Origin of the sequence: Amycolatopsis sp. CA-128772, assembly GCF_002904295.1 — a bacterium.
Taxonomy (GTDB): Bacteria; Actinomycetota; Actinomycetes; order Mycobacteriales; family Pseudonocardiaceae; genus Amycolatopsis.
In genome coordinates, this window is sequence record NZ_PPHG01000096.1 from 129,430 (window position 1) to 150,709 (window position 21,280).

Below are 21,280 nucleotides of genomic sequence, written 5' to 3' on the forward strand. Positions count from 1 at the left end.
ACCCGCCTCGCCGATCACGACGCGGGAAGGAAGCGCACGGTCTGGCCCGGCCGCAGCTGGGCCGCCAGGTCGAGGTCGGCCTCCTCGACGACCGCGATCACCGGGTAGCCGCCGGTTGTCGGGTGGTCGGCGTGGAACAGGATGGGGCGGCCCGACGGCGGGACCTGCAGCGAGCCCGGTACGCACGCCTCCGACGGCAGTTCGTCGTGACGCGCGCGGGTCAGGGCCGGGCCGGTGAACCGGATGCCGACGCGGTCCGAATCCGGGGAGACCGTGTACACAGCGGACAGCAGGTCGTCCGGGGTGGTGAACCAGTCGCGACGCGGTCCCGGCGTCACGCGCAGCACCGGGTCCGCCGGCAGCGGCGCCCGCGGCGCGAGGTCCACCACCGGAAAAGCCCGCGGGGCCGGGCCGATCGGCAGCAGCGTCCCGGCCGTCAGCGGCGGCGGGCCCAGCTTGCCCAGCGTGTCCGTCGCCCGGGAACCGAGCACCGGCGGCACGTCGATCCCGCCGCGGACCGCGACGTAACTGCGCAACCCCGAAACCGCCGTGCCCAGCGACAGCTCCTCCCCGGGCCGCAGCGTGATCGGCCCGTCCGGCCCGCCCTTCGAGAGCGGGCAACCGGCGCCGGTGACCGCCACCGTCGTCAGACCCGAAGCGCGCAGCACCAGCCCGCCGAGCGTGACCTCCAGGGCGGCCGCCCCTTCCGGGTTGCCGACCAGCCGGTTGGCCAGGCGGAACGACCCGCGGTCGGCGGCGCCGGACCGGCCGACGCCGAGGGCCGCGTGGCCCGGGCGGCCGAGGTCCTGCACCGTCGTCGCGAACCCCGGCCGGACGACCTCCAGCTTCACGACGTCACCGCCTCGAAGCGGACCCGGGTGCCCGGCGGCAGCAGGTTCGGCGGGTCGCGCTCGACGTCCCAGACCGGCGCGTCCGTCCGGCCCAGCAGCCGCCAGCCGCCCGGTGACGCGCTCGGGTAGACCGCGCTGTACTCGCCCGCGATCGCCACCGAGCCCGCCGGGATCCGCGTGCGCGGCGACGACCGGCGCGGTACGTGCAGCACCGGGTCCGACCCCGACAGGTACGCGAACCCCGGCGCGAACCCGCAGAACGCCGAAACGTACGCACCCGCGGTGTGCCGCGCGATCAGCGATCCGACGCCCAGGCCGGTCTCCGCGGCGACGTCGGCCAGGTCTTCGCCGTCGTACACCACCGGGATCACCACCTCGCCCGCGGCCGTCGCCGCACTGTCCACAGGGGACACCTGCCGCAGCACCGCGCCCAGCCGGCCGGGGCCGGTCACCGCGGGGTCGAAGCGGACCAGCAGTGTCCGGGCCGCCGGGACGAGCTCCACGACGCCGGCCGGCGGCGACTGCGTCAACGCCGCCTGGAACCCCAGTACGTCGGCGGTCTCCACCAGCACCGCGCGCCGCCCGCACGGCAGCAACCGGACGGTCATCCGGTGAACGCGCCGAGCTGGATGCCCGCCTCGGTCAGCGCCGCTTCGATCCGCCGGGCCAGCTCCACCGCGCCCGGGGTGTCCCCGTGCACGCACAGGGAATCCGGGCGCACGTCGAGCTTGGTGCCGTCCTCGGTCACGACCCCGCCGGTCGCCATGCCGACCGCGCGCGTGGCGACCACGTCGGCGTCGTGCAGGACCGCGCCCGGCTGCTTGCGCGGCACGAGCCGGCCTTCGGCGGTGTACGCGCGATCCGCGAACGCCTCCGCGTACGCCACCACGCCGGCCTTCTCCGCCTCCCGCTGCATTTCCGAGTTCGGCAGGCACAGCAAGGCCAGCTCGGGGTCGTACCGGCGCAGGCCGTCGACGATCGCCGCCGCCTGCTCGACGTCCACCGCGGCGGTGTTGTACAGCGCGCCGTGCGGCTTCACGTACGTCACGCGGCTGCCCGCCGCGCGGGCGAACGCGTCGAGCGCGCCGATCTGGTAGAGCACCTCGTCCGCCAGGTCGTCCGGCGCGATGGCCAGGGCGCGCCGGCCGAAGCCGGCCAGGTCGCGGTAGCCGACGTGCGCGCCGATCGCGACGCCGCGTTCGGCCGCCAGGTCGCACACCCGCCGCATCACCGACGGGTCGCCGGCGTGGAAGCCGCACGCGATGTTCGCGCTGGTCACGATGTCGAGCATGGCTTCGTCGTCGCCCATCTTCCAGGCACCGAAGCCCTCGCCGAGGTCGCTGTTCAGATCCATTTCAACCCACCCGGTATTCGCTGTCGTACCGATCGGAGATGAACATGTACCCCGGCGCGTGCGTGATCGCAAAAGGCGGCCGCGACGCCATCAGGGCCGCCTGCGGGGTGACCCCGCAGGCCCAGAACACCGGGACGTCCCCGGGTTCGGCGTCCACCGGGTCGCCGAAGTCGGGCCGGCCCAGGTCCTCGATGCCCAGCGCGCGCGGGTCGCCGATGTGCACCGGGGACCCGTGCACGGCCGGCATCGCCCGGGTGATCCGGATGGCGTCGTCGACGCGGTCCTCCGGGATCTGCCGCATCGACACGACCATCGGCCCGAACAGCCGCCCGGCCGGCTCGCAGGACCGGTTCGTCAGGTACATCGCGACGTTGCGGCCCTGGTCGACGTGCCGCAGCGGGACGCCCTCGGCGGCCAGCGCCGTCTCGAACGTGAAGCTGCAGCCGATCGAGAAGGCGACCATGTCGCTGCGCCACAGGCCGGTCGCGTCCGACACCTCGCCGGCCAGGACGCCGTTCTGCCAGATCCGGTAGCGCGGCAGGTCGGTGCGCAGGTCCGCGCCCTCGGCGAGCCGGGTGGCCGGGTCGCCGGGGTCGGTGACGTCGAGCAGCGGGCACGGTTGCGGGTTGCGGGTGCAGAACAGCAGGACGTCGTAGGCCCAGTCCTCGGGGACGGCGATCAGGTTGGTCTGGGTGAAGCCGTTGGCCCAGCCCGTCGTGGGGTGGGCGACGCCGCGGCGGAACACCGCGCGCGCCTGCGCCGGGGTGTAGGTGGCCGGCTGGTCGAAGGTGGTCATGGGTTGCCCCCGCAGTCAGTCGACGAGTTCGAGGCCCCGGGTCTCCGGGAGGCCGAGCAGCGCGAGCACGGCGATGCCGTAGCCGACCGCGCCGATGACGATCGCGCCGCCGGCGCCGAGGAAGCCCACGATGGTCGGGAAGATCGCCCCGACGGCCCGGCCGAAGTTGTACGTGAACCCCTGTCCCGTCCCGCGCAGCGCCGTCGGGTAGAGCTCGGCGAGGAACGCGCCGAAGCCGCTGAAGATCGCGGACATCGCGAAGCCGAGCGGGAAGCCGAGGACCAGCACGAGCCCGTTGGCGCCCTTGGGGATCTGAGTGTAGGCGACGATCAGCGCGGCCGACAGCACCGCGAACGTCAGGAAGGTCTTCTTGCGGCCGAGGAGGTCGGTGAGGTAGCCGCCGCAGACGTAGCCGGCGAACGCCCCGGTGATGAGGAAGGCGAGGTAGCCGCCGGTGTTGATCACGGTCAGGTCGCGCGTCTTCTTCAGGTAGGTCGGCAGCCAGGTGTTGATCGCGTAGTACCCGCCCTGGACACCGGTGGACAGCAGGGCCGCGAAGAACGTCGTGCGCAGGAGGTCGCCCTTGAAGATCTGCGCCAGCGTGCCCTTCGGGCGTTCGGTCTTCAGCCGTTCTTCGGCGCGCGGCGCGTCCTTGACGCTCTTGCGGACCCACAGCACAAGCAGCGCCGGGAGGACACCGGTCCAGAACATGATCCGCCACGCCATGGCGTCGCTCGCGACGCTGAACACCACGGTGTAGACGATCACCGACAGGCCCCAGCCGACCGCCCACGCGCTCTGCACGAAGGCCACGGTCCGGCCGCGGTACTTCGCCTGCGAGTACTCGGCGACCAGCGCCGCGCCGGCCGCCCACTCGCCGCCGAAGCCCAGGCCCTGCAGCGCGCGGAAGACCAGCAGCGTCTCGAAGTTGGGCGCGAACCCGCAGAGCACGGTGAAGATCGTGTACATCGCGATGGTGATCTGCAGCGTCCGGACGCGGCCGATCCGGTCGGCCAGCATGCCGGCCCCGACGCCGCCGACGGCCGACACGACCAGCGTCGTCGTACCGAGCAGGCCGGCTTCGCCGCTGGAAATCCCGAAGTACGCGGTGATCGCGGCCAGGCCGAGCGGCAGGGTCTGGTAGTCGAACGAGTCCAGGCCGTACCCGCCGAACGCGCCGGCGAAGGCGCGTCGGCCACGTTTGCCGAGTGTGCGGAACCAGTCGAACGGCCGGGCCTCGGTAGCGGTTGTGGCAGTCATGGGCACCTCCGGGCCAGTGTCTCTCATGGTGGCGTGCCTCACACGCTAGAGATTGTTGAACAATTCCACAAGGCGGCAATTGGATCGTCCCCTGAGTGGCGGGTAGCCTGGTGATCGTGGTCATCGAAGACAGCGGCGCCGCCGGCCTCGAAGCCGACCGGGGCCTGGTCACCCGCAAGAGCACGGCCGAGCGGGTCGCCGGCGTGCTCCGCAAGCGCATCGCGGAGGGCTTCTTCCTGCCTGGCGGCCGGCTGTCGGAGCAGGACATCGGCAACGCGCTCGGCGTCTCCCGCAACACGCTGCGCGAGGCGTTCCGGCTGCTCACGCACGAGCGGCTGCTGGCCCACGAGCTCAACCGCGGGGTGTTCGTCCGCATCCCGAGCGTCGAGGACGTCGTCGACATCTACCGGGTGCGCAAGATCATCGAGTGCGCGGCGGTCCGCGGGGTCCGGGCCAAGCCGGCGTCCTTCGCGCGGATCAAGGAGAAGGTCGACATCGGGGACGAGGCCGCGCGCACCGGCAACTGGAAGGACCTCGGCACCGCGAACGTCTGGTTCCACCAGGAGCTGGTCGCGCTGTCGGGCAGCGAGCGGGTGAACGAGCTGGTCGGCCGGCTGACCGCCGAGCTGCGGCTGGTGTTCCACATCATGGCCGAGCCGCGGCGCTTCCACGAGCGCTACCTGCCGCGCAACCACGAGATCCTCGACCGCATCGAAGCCGGCGACGGCCCGGGCGCCGAGCAGCTGCTGATGAAGTACCTCGAGGACGCGGAGGAGCAGCTCGTCGGCGCGTACGCCGATCGCGCGGAAGCGGCCCGCGCGGCCGTCGCGGCGGAGTAGCAGGGGTCCGTTCGGGCACGCTTGACGGCCGGACGGCCCGAGCACGAGCCGGACGCGACACCCGGTCGATAACCTCGGGAGCGGTTCCGCCGCCGGAGACCCCCAGCGGCCGGCGGGACCCCACGCTGCCGGGTCGCCGCTTCCCCAGAGCGCCGCGGCCCGGCAGCCCAGACGCCGGAAGGCCCGGCCGGAACCCCGGCCGGGCCTTCCTGGTGCCGGGGTCAGCCGGCGTAGCGGGCGAAGATCCTCGTGAAGTCCCACGCCTGCTGGGAAACCCCCGAACAGGTGTCGTTGTTCGGGTAGCCGCCCGGGCAGGGGCGGTCGCGGTTCGCCGACCAGAACGTCAACCGGGCCAGGTGGTGGGCGTTCGCGTAGCCCAGGATGGTGGTGAAGTCGTTGAGCGTGACCGTCTCGTTGTTGTCGGTGATGCCGTTCATCGACGAGATGCCCATGTGCCGGTAGGCGGTGTCGTCGTCGTAGCCGTAGGCGCTCTTGACGACGTTCTTGAGCCCCTCGGCCGCCCGCTGCGTCAACGTGCCCATGTTCTGGCCCGCGCCGCCGAAGTCGAACGGCATGATGACCCAGCCGTCGACCGTGAGCCCGGCCTGTGCGGCCCGGTTGACCAGGCTGTTGTCGGGCCCGGACTGGCCGGTGCCGAAAGTGACGTACAGCTTGATGCCCGGGTTGTTCGCCCGGACCGTCTTCAGCGCGTCGACCGTGCGCTGCTGCACCGCCGGGTTGCTGTAGGCGTCGGCCTCGATGTCGATGTCGATCGCCTTGAGGCCGTAGGCGCTGATCACCTTCTGGTAGGCCGCCGCCAGCTCGCCCGCGCTGCCGCACGAGGACTCCAGCTTGTTGCCGGAGTAGCCGCCGAACGACGGGATGACGTCGCCGCCGCCCGCGCGGACGGTGTTGATGGTGCTCTGGTCGACGCCGCCGGTGAGCGCCCGGCCGCCGTCCCACTGCGGGTTGCAGTAGCCGTTGGACAGGACGAACGCCAGCGTGAACCACTTGACGCCGGTGGCGTTCTGGATCGTCGCCGGGTTGGGCGGGTCGCCCCAGCCGTTGTAGAGGTAGGGCGCGACGGCCATCACGCCCGGCCCCGGTGGCGGGGTCGTGCCGCCGGTGGGCAGCGTCCACTGCTGGTTGGCCGTGCTCGCGCACGTCCAGATCTGCAGCCGCGTCCCGTTGGCGCTGGAGTTGCCGGTGGCGTCGAGGCACTTGCCGGAACCGGTGTTGACGAGGTTCTTCGCCGCGTTGGCCGTCCACTTCTGGGCGGTACTGCCGTTGCAGTCCCAGAGCTGGATCGTGGTGCCGTTCGCGGTGCCGGCGCTCGTGACGTCCAGGCACTTGCCCAGCGCCTGCAGTGAACCGTCACTGCCGACCGTCCACTGTTGCGCGCCTGAGCCGTTGCAGTCGTACAACTGGATGGCGGTGCCGTTGGCGGTGCTCGCCGCGTTGACGTCGACGCACTTGCCGCCGAGGCCGGTGATCGGTCCCGTCGCTGCCTGCGCGATGCCCGGGACGAGCACCATTGCCGAGGTGGCGACCAGCGCGCCGATAGTTGCCTTCAGTTTCATGCGGGCACGTTCCACTTCTGGTTGGCCGCACCGGTGCAGGTCCAGATCTGCAGCCGGGTGCCGTTGGCGCTGGTGTTGCCGGTCGCGTCGACACACTTGTTCGACCCCGCGCCGACGAGGTCCTTGGCCGCGGTCGCCGCCCATCGCTGGTTCGCGGTTCCGCCGCAGTCCCAGAGCTGCAGCTGCGCACCGTCCGCGGTGGACTGCCCGGTGACGTCGAGGCACTTGCCGAGCGCCTTGAGCGTGCCGTCGGTGCCGGCGGTCCACTGCTGGGCGCCCGAGCCGTTGCAGTCGTAGAGCTGGACCGCGGTGCCGTTGGTGCTGCTCGCGCCGGCGACGTCGATGCACTTGCCGCCGATCCCGGTGATCGGCCCGGTCTTGCCGGTGCCGCCGCCGTTGCCCTGCGTGCCGTTCCACGTGAAGGTCGCCGACGTGCGGCCGGGCAGGGTGTAGGTGAACGACGAGTTGCCCCAGTTCACCCGCACGCTCTGGTTGCCGGTGCCGGAGTTGTACGCGATCAGCGCCTTCGAGCCGTCCGGGTTCTTCCAGGCGACGTTGCGCACGGCCGAGCTGTCGTTCGAGTCGATCCGGTAGGCGCCCGGCTTCACGAACTTCGTCAGGTGACCCATCGTGTAGTACTCGACGGTGTAGTCGACCTGGCCGCTGCGCGAGTCTCCGTTGTGGACGGTGATCAGGCCGGTGCAGGTGCCGCAGCCGCCGTTGTGCGGGCCCATGTTCTGGTCGACGCCGAGGCTCCACTTGACGAAGCTCTTCGACCAGTTCCGGGTGTAGTCCACGATGTTGTTCATGTCCTCGGCCTGCTGGTTCGAGATCCAGGTGCCGCCGGAGTGCTCGGTCGAGTAGGCGTTGACGCTCGGGTACTGGTTGTGGACGGTCGTCTGCTGCGCGATGTCACCGCCGTAGCCGTGCCAGGCCACCCCGCCGAAGTTGGGGTGGTTGCGGATCGCCGCGTCGTCCATGGTGGGTGCGCCGTAGGACGCGTAGGTGTCCCAGTTCCAGTCCAGCGCGAGGACCTTGGTGGACAGGCCGGCGTTCTGCAGCGCGGGCAGCAGGTTGTTCTTCGCGAAGTACGCCAGGCCGGCGCCGTTCCAGTTGGTCGACGGGTAGGACGAGCAGCAGGTCGGCTCGTTCTGCATCGAGACGTAGTCGATCGGCACGCCCGCGTCCCGGTAGGCCTGGAGGTACTTGACGAAGTACTGCGCGTAGGCCGGGTAGTACTGCGATTCGACCCAGCCGAGCAGGTAGCTGTCGTTGTCCTTCATCCACGGCGGCGCGCTCCACGGCGACGCCATCACCTTGACCTGCGGGTTGAGCTGCCGGGCCTGCTTGGTCAGCGGCAGCACGTCGGCCTGGTCGTGGGCGATGGAGAAGTGCGTCAGGTTCGGGTCGGTCTGGCCGGCCGGCACGTCGTCGAAGGTGTAGCTGTACCGGGCCAGGTCCGACGCGCCGAGCGGGTTGCGGATGAAGCTCAGCCCGATGCCGTTGTTCGGGTCGAACAGTTTCCGCATGGTGTCGTCGCGAGTGGACTGCGACAGCGCGCCGCTGGAGTTCATCAGCCAGGCCGCGGTGTCGGTGAAGGACGCCCCGCCGCCTTCGAACTGCTGGTAGGTCGTGTTTTCGTTGACGTTGATGGTCACGCCGCCGCTGCCGGTGCCTGCGGCGAACGTCACCGGCGTCTGCTGCTGGAGGCCGCGGGTGACCGTGCGGCCGCCGGCGTCGCTGGTGGTGGTGAGCCAGACGTTGACCGTCTCGCCCGCGGCCTGCGCGGGCGCGGCGAACGTGGCCGCGGCGAGCGCGGTCACGCCCGCCAGGGTGAGCAGTTTTCTCATCGGAGCGTCCACTTCTGGTTCGCGCCGGTGCCGCAGGTCCAGATCTGGAGCCGGGTACCGTTCGCGCTGGAGTTGCCGGTCGCGTCGAGACACTTGCCGGAACCGGCGTTCACGAGGTTCCCGGCCGCGTTGGCCGTCCACTTCTGGGCACCCGAGCCGTTGCAGTCCCAGAGCTGGACCGGCGTGCCGTTCGCCGTGCCCGCGCCGCTGACGTCGAGGCACTTGCCGAGGGCCTTCAGGGAGCCGTCGCTGCCGGCCGTCCACTGTTGCGCGCCCGAGCCGTTGCAGTCGTAGAGCTGCACCGCGGTGCCGTTGGCGTTGTTCGCCCCGGCGACGTCGACGCACTTGCCGCCGACGCCGGTGATCGCGCCGGCGTTCTGGGTGGGCGGCGGGGTCGTGCCGCCCGCGAACTGCGTCGCGACCTGCTCGCCGAGGCTGACGGCGTTGGCGTGGTTTTCGATCGGGTTGACGTGCGTGTTCGGGAACACGATATAGGTCACCGGGCCCTCGGTGCCGCCGTTCTTCGGGTCGGGGTTGATGCCGAGGCTCACGGCGGTGGCGTAGGACGCCTCGCCGATGATGCTCGTCGGGCCGGTGTCGCCGACCACGGCGTAGGTGACCTGGTTGTTGTAGATCACCGCCACCACGGAACCGCCGTCGATCCCGTAGCCGCGGTAGTCCCAAGTGGACGTCGGCTGCGGGAGGACGATGTAGGGCAGTTGCGCCGCGTTCAGTGGCTGATCGGTGGAAGTGTGGAACGCGGTGTCGGGGTAGAAGCAGCAGTCGGTGTTCTCGTTGCACTGCGTGGTGCGGACGCCGTCGCAGTCGACGTCCATGTCGGCGGTGAAGAACACCGCGCCGTTGCCCTGGCAGACGGGCACGGTGGTCGCGCCGCCTTCGTCGAAGGAATACTTGCCGTTCGAGATCTGTTGGCAGGACTGGGTTTTGGCGAGCAGCTGGCTCGCGGACGGACCCGCGTCCACTGTGGCCTGAGCCGGCTCGGACGTGATTGGAGAAAGCGCTAACAGGGCACACCCCATTAGCGCGACGAGGAATCGCCGCACTTCGGTTCTCCTTGGGGAGTGGGCCGGGAGCCAAGAGCTCCCGGCCCGGCGAATCAGGGCGTGGTCCACTTCTGGTTCGCGCCGCCGCCGCAGGTCCAGATCTGCAGGCGGGTGCCGTTCGCGCTCGAGTTGCCGGTGGCGTCCAGGCACTTGTTCGCGTTCGGGTTCACGATGTCCTTCGCCCCGGTGACGACCCATTGCTGGGCCCCGGTTCCGTTGCAGTCGTAGAGCTGCACGGCCGTTCCGTCCGCAGTGCCCGCGCCGCTCACGTCCATGCACTTGCCGAGGGCGCGGATGGTGCCGTCGGTGCCGACGGTCCAGCTCTGCGCGGCGTTGCCGTTGCAGTCGGTGATCTGGATCGGCGTGCCGTTGGCGCTGTTCGCGCCGGCGACGTCGACGCACTTGCCGCCGATGCCGGTGATCGTGCCGGTCCGGCCGCCACCTTGGCTCGACGAGTTCGTGACGTGCACGTAGTCGACGACCAGCTGCTGCGGGAATTGCGTGCTGCTGTTGGGATCGCCGGGCCAGTACCCGCCGACGGCGAGGTTCAGGATGATGAAGAAGTTGTGGTCGTACACCCAGCGGTTGCCGTTCAGGTCCGCCGGCGTGCGCGTCTGGTAGAGGTTCCCGTCGACGTACCACTTGATCTGGTTGGGCGCCCAGTCGACGGCGTAGGTGTGGAAGTCGTCGGAGAAGTTCGGGCCGTTGTAGGCCGCGCCGATGCCGCCGGAGCCGGAGTAGCCGGGGCCGTGGATGGTGCCGTGCACGGTGTTCGGCTCGAACCCGACGTTCTCCATGACGTCGATTTCACCGTCGGCAGGCCAGTTCCCGCCGCCGAGCATCCAGAACGCGGGCCACATGCCCTGCCCGCGCGGGAGTTTCATGCGCGTCTCGAAGTGGCCGTATGCCTGGCTGAACTTGCCGGCCGTGTTCATCCGCGCGGACGTGTATTCGCAGCGGCCGTACCAGCAGTTGTAGTTGCCGGGGTTCTCCTTCTTGGCCGTGATGACGAGGTGGCCCTGGCCGTCGAGCTGGGCGTTGTTGGTGCCGGAGGTGTAGTACTGCCGCTCGTGGTTGTTGACGTTGTCGCCGGTTTCGAGCTGCCACTTCGACCCGTCGACGGCGGCACCCGCGGGGCCGTTGAAGTCGTCGGTGAAGGTGGCCGCGGCTTCGGCCGGGGCCATCGTGAGGGCCTGCTGCCCGAGGAGGAGCAGGGCGGAGGCGGCGAGGAGTGCCGCCCAGCGGTTCTTCTTGGAGGTGGACATCGTTGTCGCCTCTCTCACCGTGGGGGACCGGCGTTCCGCGCGCAGCACGGAACGCGGGGGAGGGGAGGTGGCCGCGCATGCCGGGGCGGCGGCAGGCGTGACCGTGCGTGTGCTCGCCGAGGCCCGCGCGGCGGGTGCGCGGGCGGCAGCGTGGTGTGGTGCCTTTGTTGTGCTTGGCAACAAAGTATGCATGGTCCAGACAAGCCGGGCAACACTCGGGTGGGTCATTTTTTTCAACCCGAATTAAGGGTTGGGGAGTGACGTCACCTGGGGCGTCGGGGTTCCCGCTCAGTGGGGCACGGCACCTCTGGCTTCGGATCGGGGTGCCGGGGAAGGTCTGGGTTCTCGGCGGTGCCGGTTTCGGTGACCGCTGCCCGTTGGGCTTCTGGGGAGGGCGGCTTGCGCCGCCCTTCTGGGGAGGGCGGCTTGCGCCGCCCTTCTGGGGAGGGCGGCTTGCGCCGCCGTTGTCGGGCTTCGGTGCTAGGCCGCGTCGGAGTTCGGGGCTCCTGGCTTGGCGATCCTGGACGTCGCTCGCTGCTCCAGCAGGTCCGCCACCGGGAGCGTGGCTGCTCCCGTGGCCACCGCGTCCAGGCCCAGGGAACCCAGCTGGATCGAGGTCTGGCTGAACGGGTGGCGCAGGGCGTGCTCGCCCGCCGCCTCGCGGATTCTCGGCAGGAGCTGGTCGCCCAGGGCCAGGCCGGCCCAGCCGCCGATCACTATGCGCTCCGGGTTGAACAGGTTGATCAGGTTCGCGATGCCCGCGCCCAGGTAGCCCGCCGTTTCGTCGAGCACGCGGGCGGCCGTTTTGGACTTCGGTGCCGCCGCCAGGAGGGCCGAAAACTGCGCCTGCTCGTCCTCGCCCGCGATGTCCTTGCCGCGCGCCCGGCGGTAGCGCGCCAGGACCGCGCCCGCGCCGATGTACGCCTCCAGGCAGCCTCGCGAGCCGCAGCGGCACTCCTGGCCGCCGTACGCGATCGTCGTGTGGCCCCACTCGCCCGCGCTGCTCGTCGATCCGCGGTAGGTCGTCCCGTCCGTCACCACCGCCGCGCCGACGCCCGAGCCGAGCAGCGCGATCACCGCGTGGCGCGCTCCGCGGCCCGCGCCGAACCACATCTCCGCCTGGCCCTGCGTCTTCGCGCCGTTGTCGATGAACAGCGGCAACCGGACGCCGGCGTCGAACAGCAGCGACGCCAACGGCACCCCGTCCCAGCCGACCGTCGGGGCGTGGACCAGCACCTCCGCCCCCTGCTCGACCGTGCCCGGCACGCCGATGCCGACGCCCAGCACGCCCGATTCGTCGATGCCCGCGCTCGCGAACACCTCCCGCAGGCCGGACGTCACCTGCTCGACCGCCGTCGCCGGGTCGGGGGCCTTCGGGAGGGGGTGCTCGACCGTCGCCAGCCGGTTCATCGCCAGGTCGAACAGCTCGACCTTGACCCCCGTCTCGCCGATGTCGACCCCGGCGACGTGCCCGTACGCCGGGTCCACGCGCAGCAGCACCCGGGGCCGCCCGCCGTCCGATTCGACCTGCCCGGCCTCGGTGATCAGGCGTTCTTCGCCGAGTTCGGCGGTCACGTTGCTCACGGTGGCGGCACTCAATCCGGTGAGCTGGCTCAGTTCGTGCCGCGACAGCGGGCCGTCGAAGTACAGTTTCGACAGCAGCAGGGATCGGTTGTGTCGCCGCAGATCGCGGACGGTGGTGCGCTTGCTCGCCATGGGCAACCCATCTGAACTTCTTACCGGCTCACTGACAGGATGCCTGATCACCGTAAGTTGTGGCTATGTATTAAGTGGTGAACTAAGTTCCGAACCCATGGTGGCGGGGCGGCGGTCTGGCAGAATCCTCCCGGTGACCCAGGTGGTGCGCCAGACGACCCGTGACCTCAGGCGGCACAACCGCGCGGCACTGCTCTCCTCGCTCTACCTCCGCGGTCCCGTCAGCAGACTGGAACTGGTAGCTGAATCGGGACTGTCGGCCGCCACCGTTACCAACGTCGTCTCCGAGCTCATCGCCGACGGCGTCGTCGCGGAGGCCGGATCGGTCGAATCGGACGGCGGGCGGCCGCGGACGCTGCTGGCCGTGCGGCCGGAGTTCGGGCACGTCGTGGGCGTGGACGTCAGCGAAACGCACGTCGAAGTCGGCCTGTTCGACTGCGCGCTCGGCACCCTCGGGACCGTGCGCCACCCGCTCGTCGGCACCCGGCTCGACCCGGAGGAAGTGGCGGGGCTGGTGCGGACCGGCATCGCCGAGGTGCTCGAGGGCGGCGATCCGGACGCGGTGTTCGGCGTGGGCATCGGCGTGCCGGGCGCGGTCCGCGACGGCGGGATCGTGCACGCGCCCACCCTGGGCTGGCGCGGGGTGAACTTCGCCGAGCTGCTCCACCCCCACATCGAGGCGCCCCTCCACCTGGACAACCGCGCCCGCACCCTGGGGCAGGCCGAGGCGTGGCGCGGCGCCGGCCGGGGTGCCGAACGCGCCATCGTCGCCCTGCTCGGCGTCGGGGTCGGGGCCGCCGTCGCGACGGCCGGGCGGTCGCACCCGGGCATCACGACCAGCGAGTGGGGGCACACCGTGGTCAAGGCGGCCGGGGCGGCCTGCCGGTGCGGCTCCCACGGCTGCTTGGAGGCGTACGTGGGCACCGAGGCAGTGGTCCGCCACTACGCCGCCCGAGCCGGCGTCGAACCGGTCATCGGGGACGAAAGTGACGGAGAACTGGCCCGGATCGTCGAGGAGGCGGCCACCGGCGGCCCGGCCGCCGACGTGCTGGCCGAGACCGGCGAGTACCTCGGGATCGGCATCGCCAACCTGATCAACCTGCTCAGCCCCGACCGGGTGGTGCTTTCCGGCTCGGCGGGGGCGATCATGGGGCAGGCGATCCTTCCCGTAGTCCGGGACGCCGTCGGCCGGCACGCCCTCGACTACCTGGCCGAGCGCACCGAGGTGGTCCTCGGCCGGCTCGGGCCGGAGGCGGTCGCGCTGGGCGCGGCGACCCTGCCGATCGCCCAGCTGCTCGCGAACGGCGGGCGGACCGGCTGAAACCCTTGCGTCGCAAGGAGTAGTTCGATCAGCGGGTCCAGACCGCCAGTTCTTTCAGTACTTAAACTTAGGTACAAAACGTTACCGCCGTGTTATTGACGTGACCCGAGTCACCCGGGTTGACTTCGGGACGTCGTTCGGTCGCCGGCGGTCGGGGCTCGCTACCAGTCGACAGCAAGCAGTCGTCGATGAAAAGCAGGAGGAACCGATGCGAGCCAAGCGCGCACTAGCCGCAGCGCTGATATCCGTGATGGCCGTGGCCGGCCTGACCGCGTGCAGCGGTGGCGGCACCTCGAACGCCGCGCAGAGCAACCCGGACGCCGTGCTCAACGTCGGCAAGCCGGACGGCCCGCAGGCGGAGAACAACAACCCGTTCCTGGAGACGTCCGCCCTGTCGAACATGGGCTACCGGTGGATGATCTACGAGCCCCTCGTCATGCTGAACCGCGTCAAGCCGCAGGAGCCGGGCAAGCCGTGGCTGGCCACCAAGTGGGACTGGACCGACAACTACAAGAAGCTGGTTCTCACCGTCCGTGACGGCGTCAAGTTCTCCGACGGCCAGCCGATGACCGCCGAGGACGTCGCCTACACCTTCCAGCTGCTGCGCGACAACAAGGCGCTGAACGTCGACGCCGTCCCGTACAAGGACATCACCGCGGCCGGCAACCAGGTCACCCTGGCCTTCGACGGCTCGCAGTTCGTCAACCAGGTCAAGATCCTGCAGACCCTGGTCGTGCCGAAGCACGTCTGGAAGGACGTCAAGGACCCGGCGCTCGACCTGGTGAAGAACCCGATCGGGACCGGCCCGTACACGCTGAAGTCGGCCACCCCGCAGACGATGATCGTCACGCGGCGCGACAGCGGCTACTGGCAGGAAGCGCCGAAGGTCAAGGAGATCCGCTACACCTCCTACACCGACAACAACGCGCAGGTCAGCGCCCTGGTCAACGGGGCGGCCGAGTGGAGCTTCGTGTTCATCCCGAACTACAAGGCCGTCTACACGAACAAGGACCCGCAGCACTACAAGCTGTGGTTCCCCGCGCAGCTCGCCGTCCACGGCCTGTGGTTCAACACCGAGAAGGCGCCGTGGAACGACCCGAAGCTGCGGCAGGCCATCAACAAGGCGATCAACCGCGACGACATCTTCAACCAGGGTGAAGCCGGCTACTTCTACCCGAAGAACGACCAGGTCACCGGCATCCCGACGCCGGCGGGCGACCCGTTCATCGCGCCGCAGTACAAGGGCCAGTCGGTCCAGGTCGACGTCCCGGGCGCGAAGGCGCTGCTGACCGGCGCGGGCTACAAGTTCAACGGCGACAAGCTGGCCGACCCGGGCGGCAAGCCGGTCACCATCAAGCTCACCGTCCCGTCGGGCTGGTCGGACTACATCACCGACCTGGAGATCATCAAGGACAACCTGGCGCAGATCGGCATCACCGCCACGGTCGACAAGATGAACCAGGACGCCTGGATGAAGTCGGTCGACACCGGTGACTTCGAGGGCCTGATGCACTGGACCAACGACGGGTCGACGCCGTACGACATGTACCGCGACGTCATGGACGGCAACCGCTACAAGCCGACCGGCCAGGGTGGCATCAACGGCAACTACGGCCGCTTCAAGAACGACGAGGCGACCAAGGCCCTGGAAACCTACGCGAACGCCGAGGACGACGCCGCCCGCACCGCCGCGATGGCGACGCTGCAGAAGATCATGATCGAGCAGCAGCCGATGATCCCGACGTCGGCGGCCAACTCCGGCGGCGAGTACAGCACGAAGAACTGGGTCGGCTGGCCCGACGACGCCAACCCGTACGCGCCGGCCCAGCCGACGCTGCGCAACGCGCTCGACATCGTCCTGCACCTCAAGCCCGCGGCCTGACGATGGCGGACTCACTGATGACCGAACACGGGGACGGCCGCGGCGACGCGGCCTCCCCGGCCCCCTCCGACCCCGTCGCCGCCGGGTCGGAGGGGGACCTCCCCGTGGTCCTCGAGGCCGCGGGCCTCACCAAACACTTCCCGGTCCGCCGGCGTGGGCGCGCGGCGCTCGCCGGACCCCGCCGCAGCATCCAGGCCGTCGACGACGTGACCCTGACGCTCCGGCGCGGCCGCGTCACCGCTTTGGTCGGCGAGTCCGGCTCCGGCAAATCGACGGTCGCGCGCTTGCTCGCGGGCCTCTACCCGCGCACCGGCGGCGACATCCGGCTGCACGGCGAGACGGTGAACGTCAAGCACGGCAGGGCGTTCCGCGCCTACGCGCGGCGGGTCCAGATGATCTTCCAGGACCCGTTCGCGTCGCTGAACCCGGTGCACACCGTGCGCTACCACCTGACGCGGGCGCTGAAGATCCACGGCCGGGCGGGCGACGACCTCGAGAAGTCGCTGCACGAGCTGCTGTCCCGCGTCCAGCTGACCCCGCCCGAGCGGTACGTCGACAAGTTCCCGCACGAGCTGTCCGGCGGGCAGCGCCAGCGCGTCGCGATCGCGCGGGCGCTCGGTGCGGACCCCGAGGCGCTGCTGGCCGACGAGCCGGTGTCCATGTTGGACGTCTCCATCCGGCTCGGCGTGCTGAACCTGCTGCGGGACCTCAAGGAACGCCTGCACCTGGCCATCCTCTACATCACGCACGACATCGCGTCCGCGCGCTACTTCGCCGACGACACGATGGTGATGTACGCGGGCCGGATGGTCGAAGGCGGCGACAGCGAGACCATCACCCAGCGGCCGGCGCACCCGTACACCCGGCTGCTCATCGAATCCGCTCCCGACCCGGACCGGATCGCGGGCGGTGGCGACCCCGCGGAGACGCCGGCCGAACGCGGGTCCGGCGAGCCGCCGAGCCTGATCGACCCGCCGCCGGGCTGCCGGTTCCACCCGCGCTGCCCGGCCGCGATGGCCCGGTGCGAGACCGAGCTGCCGCCGCGGTTCGACGTCGGCGACACCGCCGGCCACTGGGCCGCGTGCTGGCTCTACGACGGAGCCGCCCGATGAGGTTCCTGCTGCAACGGTTCGCCTTCTACGTCTTCACCGCGTGGGCCGCCGTCACCATCAACTTCTTCATCCCCAGGCTGATCCCGGGCGACCCGGTGCAGTCGCTGATCGCCAAGAACCAGGGCATGATCAGCGCCGAAGCGATGCAGTCGCTGTACGTCTTGTTCGGACTCGACAAGAACGAAAGCCTGATCTCCCAGTACTTCGACTACTGGGGTCAGCTCTTCCGCGGCGACCTCGGGATCTCGTTCACGTTCTTCCCGACGCCGGTGTCCGACCTGCTCACCGACAGTCTGCCGTGGACGATCATCCTGGTCGGCATCACCACGATCGTCGGCTTCGTGATCGGCACCGGGCTCGGCGTGGTCGCCGGCTGGAAGCGCGGCTCGTGGGTCGACGGCCTGCTGCCGGTGACGACGTTCCTCTCGTCGATCCCGTACTTCTGGCTCGGCCTGATCGCGCTGACGCTGCTGGCCGGCCCGGGCAGCTTCTTCCCGTCGTCCGGCGGCTACGACCCGGGCACCATCCCGGGCTGGGCCCCCGGCTTCATCGGCAGCGCGATCCAGCACAGCCTGCTGCCCGCGCTCACCATCCTGATCAGCTCGATGGGCAGCTGGATCCTGGGCATGCGCAACATGATGGTCACCGTCGCGTCGGAGGACTACGTGACCGTCGCGCACGCCAAGGGCCTGCCGGAACGGCGGGTGATGGTCGGCTACGCCGCGCGCAACGCGCTGCTGCCGAGCGTGTCGGGCTTCGCGCTGGCGCTGGGCTTCATCGTCGGGGGCACGCTGCTGGTGGAGATCGTCTTCTCCTACCCGGGCGTCGGCTACCAGCTGTTCCAGGCCGTCGGCTCGCAGGACTACCCGCTGATGCAGGGCATCTTCCTGATCATCACCCTGTCGGTGCTGGTGGCGAACCTGTTCGCCGACGTCGCCTACCTGGCGCTCGATCCGCGCACCCGGAAGGAGGGCTGACATGGCCGTACCCGCGGCGGACGTCAAGGCCGCCCAGGCCCTCCCGCTCGAAGCGGTCGCGCGCCGGCGCCGCTTCCGGTTCCTCGCCGGCGGCAAGACCGTCACCGGCGTCGTCGTCATCGGCTTCTTCCTGGTCATCGCGATCATCGGCGACTGGATCGCGCCGTACGACCCGTCGGCGCGCAGCAGCGACCTGCTGGAGTCGCCGTCGGGCCGGCACTGGTTCGGCACCACGCACCTCGGCCAGGACATCTTCAGCCAGGTCGTGGTCGGCACGCGCAGCGTCATGCTCGTCGGGCTGGCCGCCGGGATCGTGGCGACGATCCTCGCGGTGATCGTCGGCGTGACGTCGGGCTACCTCGGCGGTACGCCGGGCGAAGGGCTTTCGGCACTGTCCAACGTGTTCCTGGTCATCCCGGCGCTGCCGCTGATCATCATCATCGGCAGCGCGGTGCCCACCGGCGGCGACATCCTGGTCGCGGTGATCATCGGCTTCACGTCGTGGGCGTGGGGCGCGCGGGTCCTCCGGGCGCAGACGTTGTCCCTGAGAGGCCGGGAATACGTCGAAGCCGCGCGGGCGACCGGCGAATCGACGTGGCGGATCATCTTCTTCGAGATCCTGCCGAACCTGACCGCGGTGATCGCGTCCAGCTTCGTCGGCACGGTGATCTTCGCCGTGATGTCGGAGATCACCCTCGCGTTCGTCGGCGTCTCGGGACTGTCCAACTGGAACTGGGGCACCATCCTGTTCTGGGCGCAGAGCCAGCAGGCGCTCGCGCAGGGCGCGTGGTGGTGGTTCGCGCCGGCCGGGCTGGCGATCGCCATCCTCGGCACGGCGTTGTCCCTGCTCAACTTCGGCATCGACGAATTCGTCAGCCCGCGGCTGCGCGGCGGCGGCAAGGCGCGCGTCAAGGGCGCCGACGGACGGACGCACCGGATGCGCGTGGGCTTCACCCCCGTGCTCGGGCGGGAGGAACAGCCGTGATGGATCCGGTGCTGGAAATCAAGGGCCTGGACGTCGACTACGGCGTCGGCGACGAGGCCGTCCGGGCGGTCCGGGACGTGCACCTGACGCTGCACCGCGGCGAGGTCCTCGGCCTGGCCGGGGAAAGCGGCAGCGGAAAGTCCACTTTGGCCTACGGGCTGACGCGGCTGCTGGCGCCGCCGGGCGTCATCCGCGGTGGCGAGGTGATCTACCACCCCGCGGACGGCGAGCCGTACGACGTCCTCCGCCTGACGGACAAGCAGCTGCGCGACTTCCGGTGGGCGGAGACGTCGATCGTGTTCCAGGGCGCGATGAACTCGCTGAACCCGGTGCACAAGGTGGTCACCCAGCTCGTCGACGTCATCAAGGCGCACGAGCCGAAGTCGACGAAGGCGAGCCGGGTGGCCCGGGCGCGCGACCTGCTCAAGCTGGTGGGGATCTCGGCCGACCGGCTGGAGGCGTACCCGCACCAGCTGTCCGGCGGCATGCGCCAGCGCGTGATGATCGCGATGGCGCTCGCGCTGGAGCCGCGGATCGTCATCATGGACGAGCCGACCACCGCGCTCGACGTCGTCATGCAGCGGCAGATCCTCGGCCAGCTCGTGGAACTGCGGGAACGGCTGGGCTTCTCGGTCCTGTTCATCACGCACGACCTGTCGCTGCTGGTGGAGTTCTCGGACCGGATCGCGATCATGTACGGCGGCCGGATCGTCGAGCAGGCGCCGGCCGCGGACCTCTACCGGGACGCCCTGCACCCGTACAGCCACGGCCTGCTGAACTCGTTCCCCGCGCTGCGCGGGCCGCGGCGCGAGCTGTCCGGGATCCCCGGATCGCCGCCGGACACCCGGGGGATGCCGGCCGGCTGCGCGTTCCACCCGCGGTGCCCCAAGGCATTCGAACCGTGTCCCGACCGCGTCCCCCTGCTGGGCACGCCCGGCGACCCGGCGCGCGAAGTGGCGTGCTGGCTGCACCCGGTCGCCACTTCCTGACCGTCCTGTCCGGTACCCCTGGAGGAGAGCCGCCTTGACCGAGACCACCGCCGCGACCGCCGAGCAGCAGGCGCTGATCGACACCCTGCCGCCGGACTTCCGCTGGGGCGTGGCCACCGCCGCGTACCAGATCGAAGGCGCGGTCGCGGAAGACGGGCGCACACCGTCCATCTGGGACACGTTCTGCCAGGTGCCGTGGGCGATCGACAACAACGACACCGGTGACGTGGCGTGCGACCACTACCACCGGATGCCGTCGGACATCGAGCTGGTGCGCTCCCTCGGGGCGGACACCTACCGGTTTTCCGTGTCCTGGCCCCGGGTCCAGCCGCACGGCCGCGGCGGCGTCAACGAGGCGGGCATCGGGTTCTACGACCGGCTCGTCGACGAGACGCTGAGCCGCGGGATCACGCCGTGGCTGACGCTGTACCACTGGGACCTTCCGCAGGAGCTGGAGGACGCGGGCGGCTGGCCGGCGCGCGACACGGCGTACCGGTTCGCGGACTACGCGATGCTCGTGTTCGACCGGCTGTCCGACCGGGTCCGCCACTGGACGACGCTGAACGAGCCGTGGTGCTCGGCGATGCACGGGTACGTGCACGGCGTGATGGCCCCGGGCCGGCGTGACTACGCGGCGGGGCTGCACGCGGTGCACCACCTGCTGCTCGGCCACGGGCTGGCGACGCAGCGGATGCGCGAGGCGGCGCCGGCGGACACGCAGTTCGGCATCACGCTCAACATGTGCACGGCCGACCCGGCGACGGACTCCCCGGAGGACGTCCGCGCGGCCCGCCAGGCCGACGGCCTCGGCGTCCGCATCTACCTGGACCCGCTGGTCCACGGCCGCTACCCGGACGACGTGGTGGACGACCTGGCTTCGCGCGGAGTCCGCCTCCCGATCCAGGAGGGCGACCTCTCGGTCATCTCGTCGCCGCTGGACTTCCTCGGCGTGAACTACTACTTCGGCCAGCAGTTCTCGGGCGTGGACGACGCGGGTTCCGCCGTCGACGCGGACGGCGTCCCGGCGTCCCGCGTGATCCCGTTCGGCGAGCCGACGACGGCGATGGGCTGGGAGATCCTGCCGGGCAAGTTCACGGAGCTGCTGACCCGCCTGGGCCGCGACTACCCGGGCTTGCCGATGTACATCACGGAGAACGGCTCGGCCTTCGACGACGACCCGGATTCGTCGGGCTTCGTCCGCGACGACTCCCGAACGGCCTACCTGGCCTCCCACATCGCGGCGGTGGCGGCGGCCCGCCAGGCGGGGGCGGACGTCCGCGGGTACTTCGCATGGTCCCTTTTGGACAACTTCGAGTGGGCGTACGGCTACGCGAAGCGGTTCGGCCTGGTCCGGGTGGACTACGAGACGCAGGAGCGGACGATCAAGCAGAGCGGGTACTTCTACCGCGACACGGTCCGCCGGGTCCGGGGCAGCTGAG

The 21,280-nt window shown here is 70.4% G+C and carries 18 protein-coding genes; 8 read left to right on the forward strand and 10 right to left on the reverse strand.

The annotated features are described in order from the left end of the window. Positions 1-14: 14 nt before the first annotated feature. The 5 genes from C2L59_RS43390 to C2L59_RS43410 are packed head-to-tail and all read right to left on the reverse strand — an operon-like array spanning position 15 to position 4,261. The gene (locus C2L59_RS43390; protein ID WP_103355401.1) at positions 15-851 is read right to left on the reverse strand and encodes a biotin-dependent carboxyltransferase family protein; all 837 of its coding nucleotides are present in this window, start codon (positions 849-851) and stop codon (positions 15-17) included. After that, on the reverse strand, positions 848-1,459 hold the full coding sequence (locus C2L59_RS43395) for an allophanate hydrolase subunit 1 (protein ID WP_103355402.1): 612 nt from the start codon (positions 1,457-1,459) through the stop codon (positions 848-850). The genes C2L59_RS43390 and C2L59_RS43395 overlap by 4 nt, the downstream gene beginning before the upstream one ends. After that, the gene (locus tag C2L59_RS43400) at positions 1,456-2,205 is read right to left on the reverse strand and encodes a LamB/YcsF family protein (RefSeq protein ID WP_103355403.1); all 750 of its coding nucleotides are present in this window, start codon (positions 2,203-2,205) and stop codon (positions 1,456-1,458) included. The genes C2L59_RS43395 and C2L59_RS43400 overlap by 4 nt, the downstream gene beginning before the upstream one ends. A 1-nt stretch (position 2,206) precedes the next feature. Next, on the reverse strand, positions 2,207-3,001 hold the full coding sequence (locus C2L59_RS43405) for a putative hydro-lyase (RefSeq protein ID WP_103355404.1): 795 nt from the start codon (positions 2,999-3,001) through the stop codon (positions 2,207-2,209). A 15-nt stretch (positions 3,002-3,016) separates the two neighbouring features. Next, entirely contained in the window at positions 3,017-4,261 is a 1,245-nt protein-coding gene (locus C2L59_RS43410) for an MFS transporter (protein ID WP_103355405.1), read from the reverse strand. A 116-nt stretch (positions 4,262-4,377) separates the two neighbouring features. On the opposite strand from C2L59_RS43410, the gene C2L59_RS43415 reads away from it, so the two are divergent. Next, the gene (locus tag C2L59_RS43415; protein ID WP_103355471.1) at positions 4,378-5,100 is read left to right on the forward strand and encodes a GntR family transcriptional regulator; all 723 of its coding nucleotides are present in this window, start codon (positions 4,378-4,380) and stop codon (positions 5,098-5,100) included. Positions 5,101-5,321: 221 nt separating this feature from the next. On the opposite strand, the gene C2L59_RS43420 is transcribed toward C2L59_RS43415, so the two are convergent. The 5 genes from C2L59_RS43420 to C2L59_RS43440 all read right to left on the reverse strand — a co-directional run bounded on the left by C2L59_RS43420 (position 5,322) and on the right by C2L59_RS43440 (position 12,575). Continuing rightward, positions 5,322-6,680 (reverse strand): chitinase, encoded by a 1,359-nt coding sequence (locus tag C2L59_RS43420; RefSeq protein WP_103355406.1) that lies wholly within the window; start codon positions 6,678-6,680, stop codon positions 5,322-5,324. Continuing rightward, entirely contained in the window at positions 6,677-8,530 is a 1,854-nt protein-coding gene (locus C2L59_RS43425; RefSeq protein ID WP_233224011.1) for a ricin-type beta-trefoil lectin domain protein, read from the reverse strand. Before C2L59_RS43425 ends, C2L59_RS43420 begins: the two co-directional genes overlap by 4 nt. Continuing rightward, the gene (locus tag C2L59_RS43430) at positions 8,527-9,513 is read right to left on the reverse strand and encodes a glycoside hydrolase family 75 protein (RefSeq protein WP_233224012.1); all 987 of its coding nucleotides are present in this window, start codon (positions 9,511-9,513) and stop codon (positions 8,527-8,529) included. Before C2L59_RS43430 ends, C2L59_RS43425 begins: the two co-directional genes overlap by 4 nt. 134 nt (positions 9,514-9,647) lie before the next feature. Then, positions 9,648-10,859, reverse strand: coding sequence for a glycoside hydrolase family 16 protein (locus C2L59_RS43435; protein WP_103355407.1), 1,212 nt, complete (start codon positions 10,857-10,859; stop codon positions 9,648-9,650). Between the two features lie 480 nt (positions 10,860-11,339). Next, entirely contained in the window at positions 11,340-12,575 is a 1,236-nt protein-coding gene (locus C2L59_RS43440) for an ROK family transcriptional regulator (protein WP_103355408.1), read from the reverse strand. A gap of 133 nt (positions 12,576-12,708) precedes the next feature. Here C2L59_RS43440 and C2L59_RS43445 point away from each other — a divergent pair, with 133 nt between their 5' ends. The 7 genes from C2L59_RS43445 (at position 12,709) to C2L59_RS43475 (ending at position 21,279) form a co-directional block, all read left to right on the forward strand. Further along, complete coding sequence (locus C2L59_RS43445) at positions 12,709-13,896, forward strand: ROK family transcriptional regulator (RefSeq protein ID WP_103355409.1); 1,188 nt, start codon at positions 12,709-12,711, stop codon at positions 13,894-13,896. Positions 13,897-14,104: 208 nt separating this feature from the next. Continuing rightward, positions 14,105-15,778: an ABC transporter substrate-binding protein gene (locus C2L59_RS43450; RefSeq protein WP_233224013.1), complete on the forward strand. Its 1,674-nt coding sequence runs from the start codon at positions 14,105-14,107 to the stop codon at positions 15,776-15,778. A 17-nt stretch (positions 15,779-15,795) separates the two neighbouring features. Beyond that, positions 15,796-16,890, forward strand: a complete 1,095-nt coding sequence (locus C2L59_RS43455) for an ABC transporter ATP-binding protein (protein WP_103355475.1) — start codon at positions 15,796-15,798, stop codon at positions 16,888-16,890. Then, positions 16,887-17,867: an ABC transporter permease gene (locus C2L59_RS43460; protein ID WP_103355410.1), complete on the forward strand. Its 981-nt coding sequence runs from the start codon at positions 16,887-16,889 to the stop codon at positions 17,865-17,867. The genes C2L59_RS43455 and C2L59_RS43460 overlap by 4 nt, the downstream gene beginning before the upstream one ends. Position 17,868: 1 nt before the next feature. Next, entirely contained in the window at positions 17,869-18,852 is a 984-nt protein-coding gene (locus tag C2L59_RS43465) for an ABC transporter permease (RefSeq protein WP_103355411.1), read from the forward strand. Further along, on the forward strand, positions 18,852-19,841 hold the full coding sequence (locus C2L59_RS43470; RefSeq protein WP_103355412.1) for an ABC transporter ATP-binding protein: 990 nt from the start codon (positions 18,852-18,854) through the stop codon (positions 19,839-19,841). The genes C2L59_RS43465 and C2L59_RS43470 overlap by 1 nt, the downstream gene beginning before the upstream one ends. 34 nt (positions 19,842-19,875) lie before the next feature. Continuing rightward, positions 19,876-21,279: a GH1 family beta-glucosidase gene (locus C2L59_RS43475; RefSeq protein ID WP_103355413.1), complete on the forward strand. Its 1,404-nt coding sequence runs from the start codon at positions 19,876-19,878 to the stop codon at positions 21,277-21,279. Position 21,280 lies beyond the last annotated feature (1 nt).

What these genes read in the sequence shown, in the direction of transcription:
- C2L59_RS43395 (WP_103355402.1), bottom strand. Translation starts at nt 1,459, where the DNA reads ATGACCGTCCGGTTGCTGCCGTGCGGGCGGCGCGCGGTGCTGGTGGAG.
- C2L59_RS43400 (WP_103355403.1), bottom strand. Translation starts at nt 2,205, where the DNA reads ATGGATCTGAACAGCGACCTCGGCGAGGGCTTCGGTGCCTGGAAGATG.
- C2L59_RS43405 (WP_103355404.1), bottom strand. Translation starts at nt 3,001, where the DNA reads ATGACCACCTTCGACCAGCCGGCCACCTACACCCCGGCGCAGGCGCGC.
- C2L59_RS43410 (WP_103355405.1), bottom strand. Translation starts at nt 4,261, where the DNA reads ATGACTGCCACAACCGCTACCGAGGCCCGGCCGTTCGACTGGTTCCGC.
- C2L59_RS43420 (WP_103355406.1), bottom strand. Translation starts at nt 6,680, where the DNA reads ATGAAACTGAAGGCAACTATCGGCGCGCTGGTCGCCACCTCGGCAATG.
- C2L59_RS43425 (WP_233224011.1), bottom strand. Translation starts at nt 8,530, where the DNA reads ATGAGAAAACTGCTCACCCTGGCGGGCGTGACCGCGCTCGCCGCGGCC.
- C2L59_RS43435 (WP_103355407.1), bottom strand. Translation starts at nt 10,859, where the DNA reads ATGTCCACCTCCAAGAAGAACCGCTGGGCGGCACTCCTCGCCGCCTCC.
- C2L59_RS43440 (WP_103355408.1), bottom strand. Translation starts at nt 12,575, where the DNA reads ATGGCGAGCAAGCGCACCACCGTCCGCGATCTGCGGCGACACAACCGA.
- C2L59_RS43450 (WP_233224013.1), top strand. Translation starts at nt 14,105, where the DNA reads ATGCGAGCCAAGCGCGCACTAGCCGCAGCGCTGATATCCGTGATGGCC.
- C2L59_RS43455 (WP_103355475.1), top strand. Translation starts at nt 15,796, where the DNA reads ATGACCGAACACGGGGACGGCCGCGGCGACGCGGCCTCCCCGGCCCCC.
- C2L59_RS43460 (WP_103355410.1), top strand. Translation starts at nt 16,887, where the DNA reads ATGAGGTTCCTGCTGCAACGGTTCGCCTTCTACGTCTTCACCGCGTGG.
- C2L59_RS43465 (WP_103355411.1), top strand. Translation starts at nt 17,869, where the DNA reads ATGGCCGTACCCGCGGCGGACGTCAAGGCCGCCCAGGCCCTCCCGCTC.
- C2L59_RS43470 (WP_103355412.1), top strand. Translation starts at nt 18,852, where the DNA reads ATGGATCCGGTGCTGGAAATCAAGGGCCTGGACGTCGACTACGGCGTC.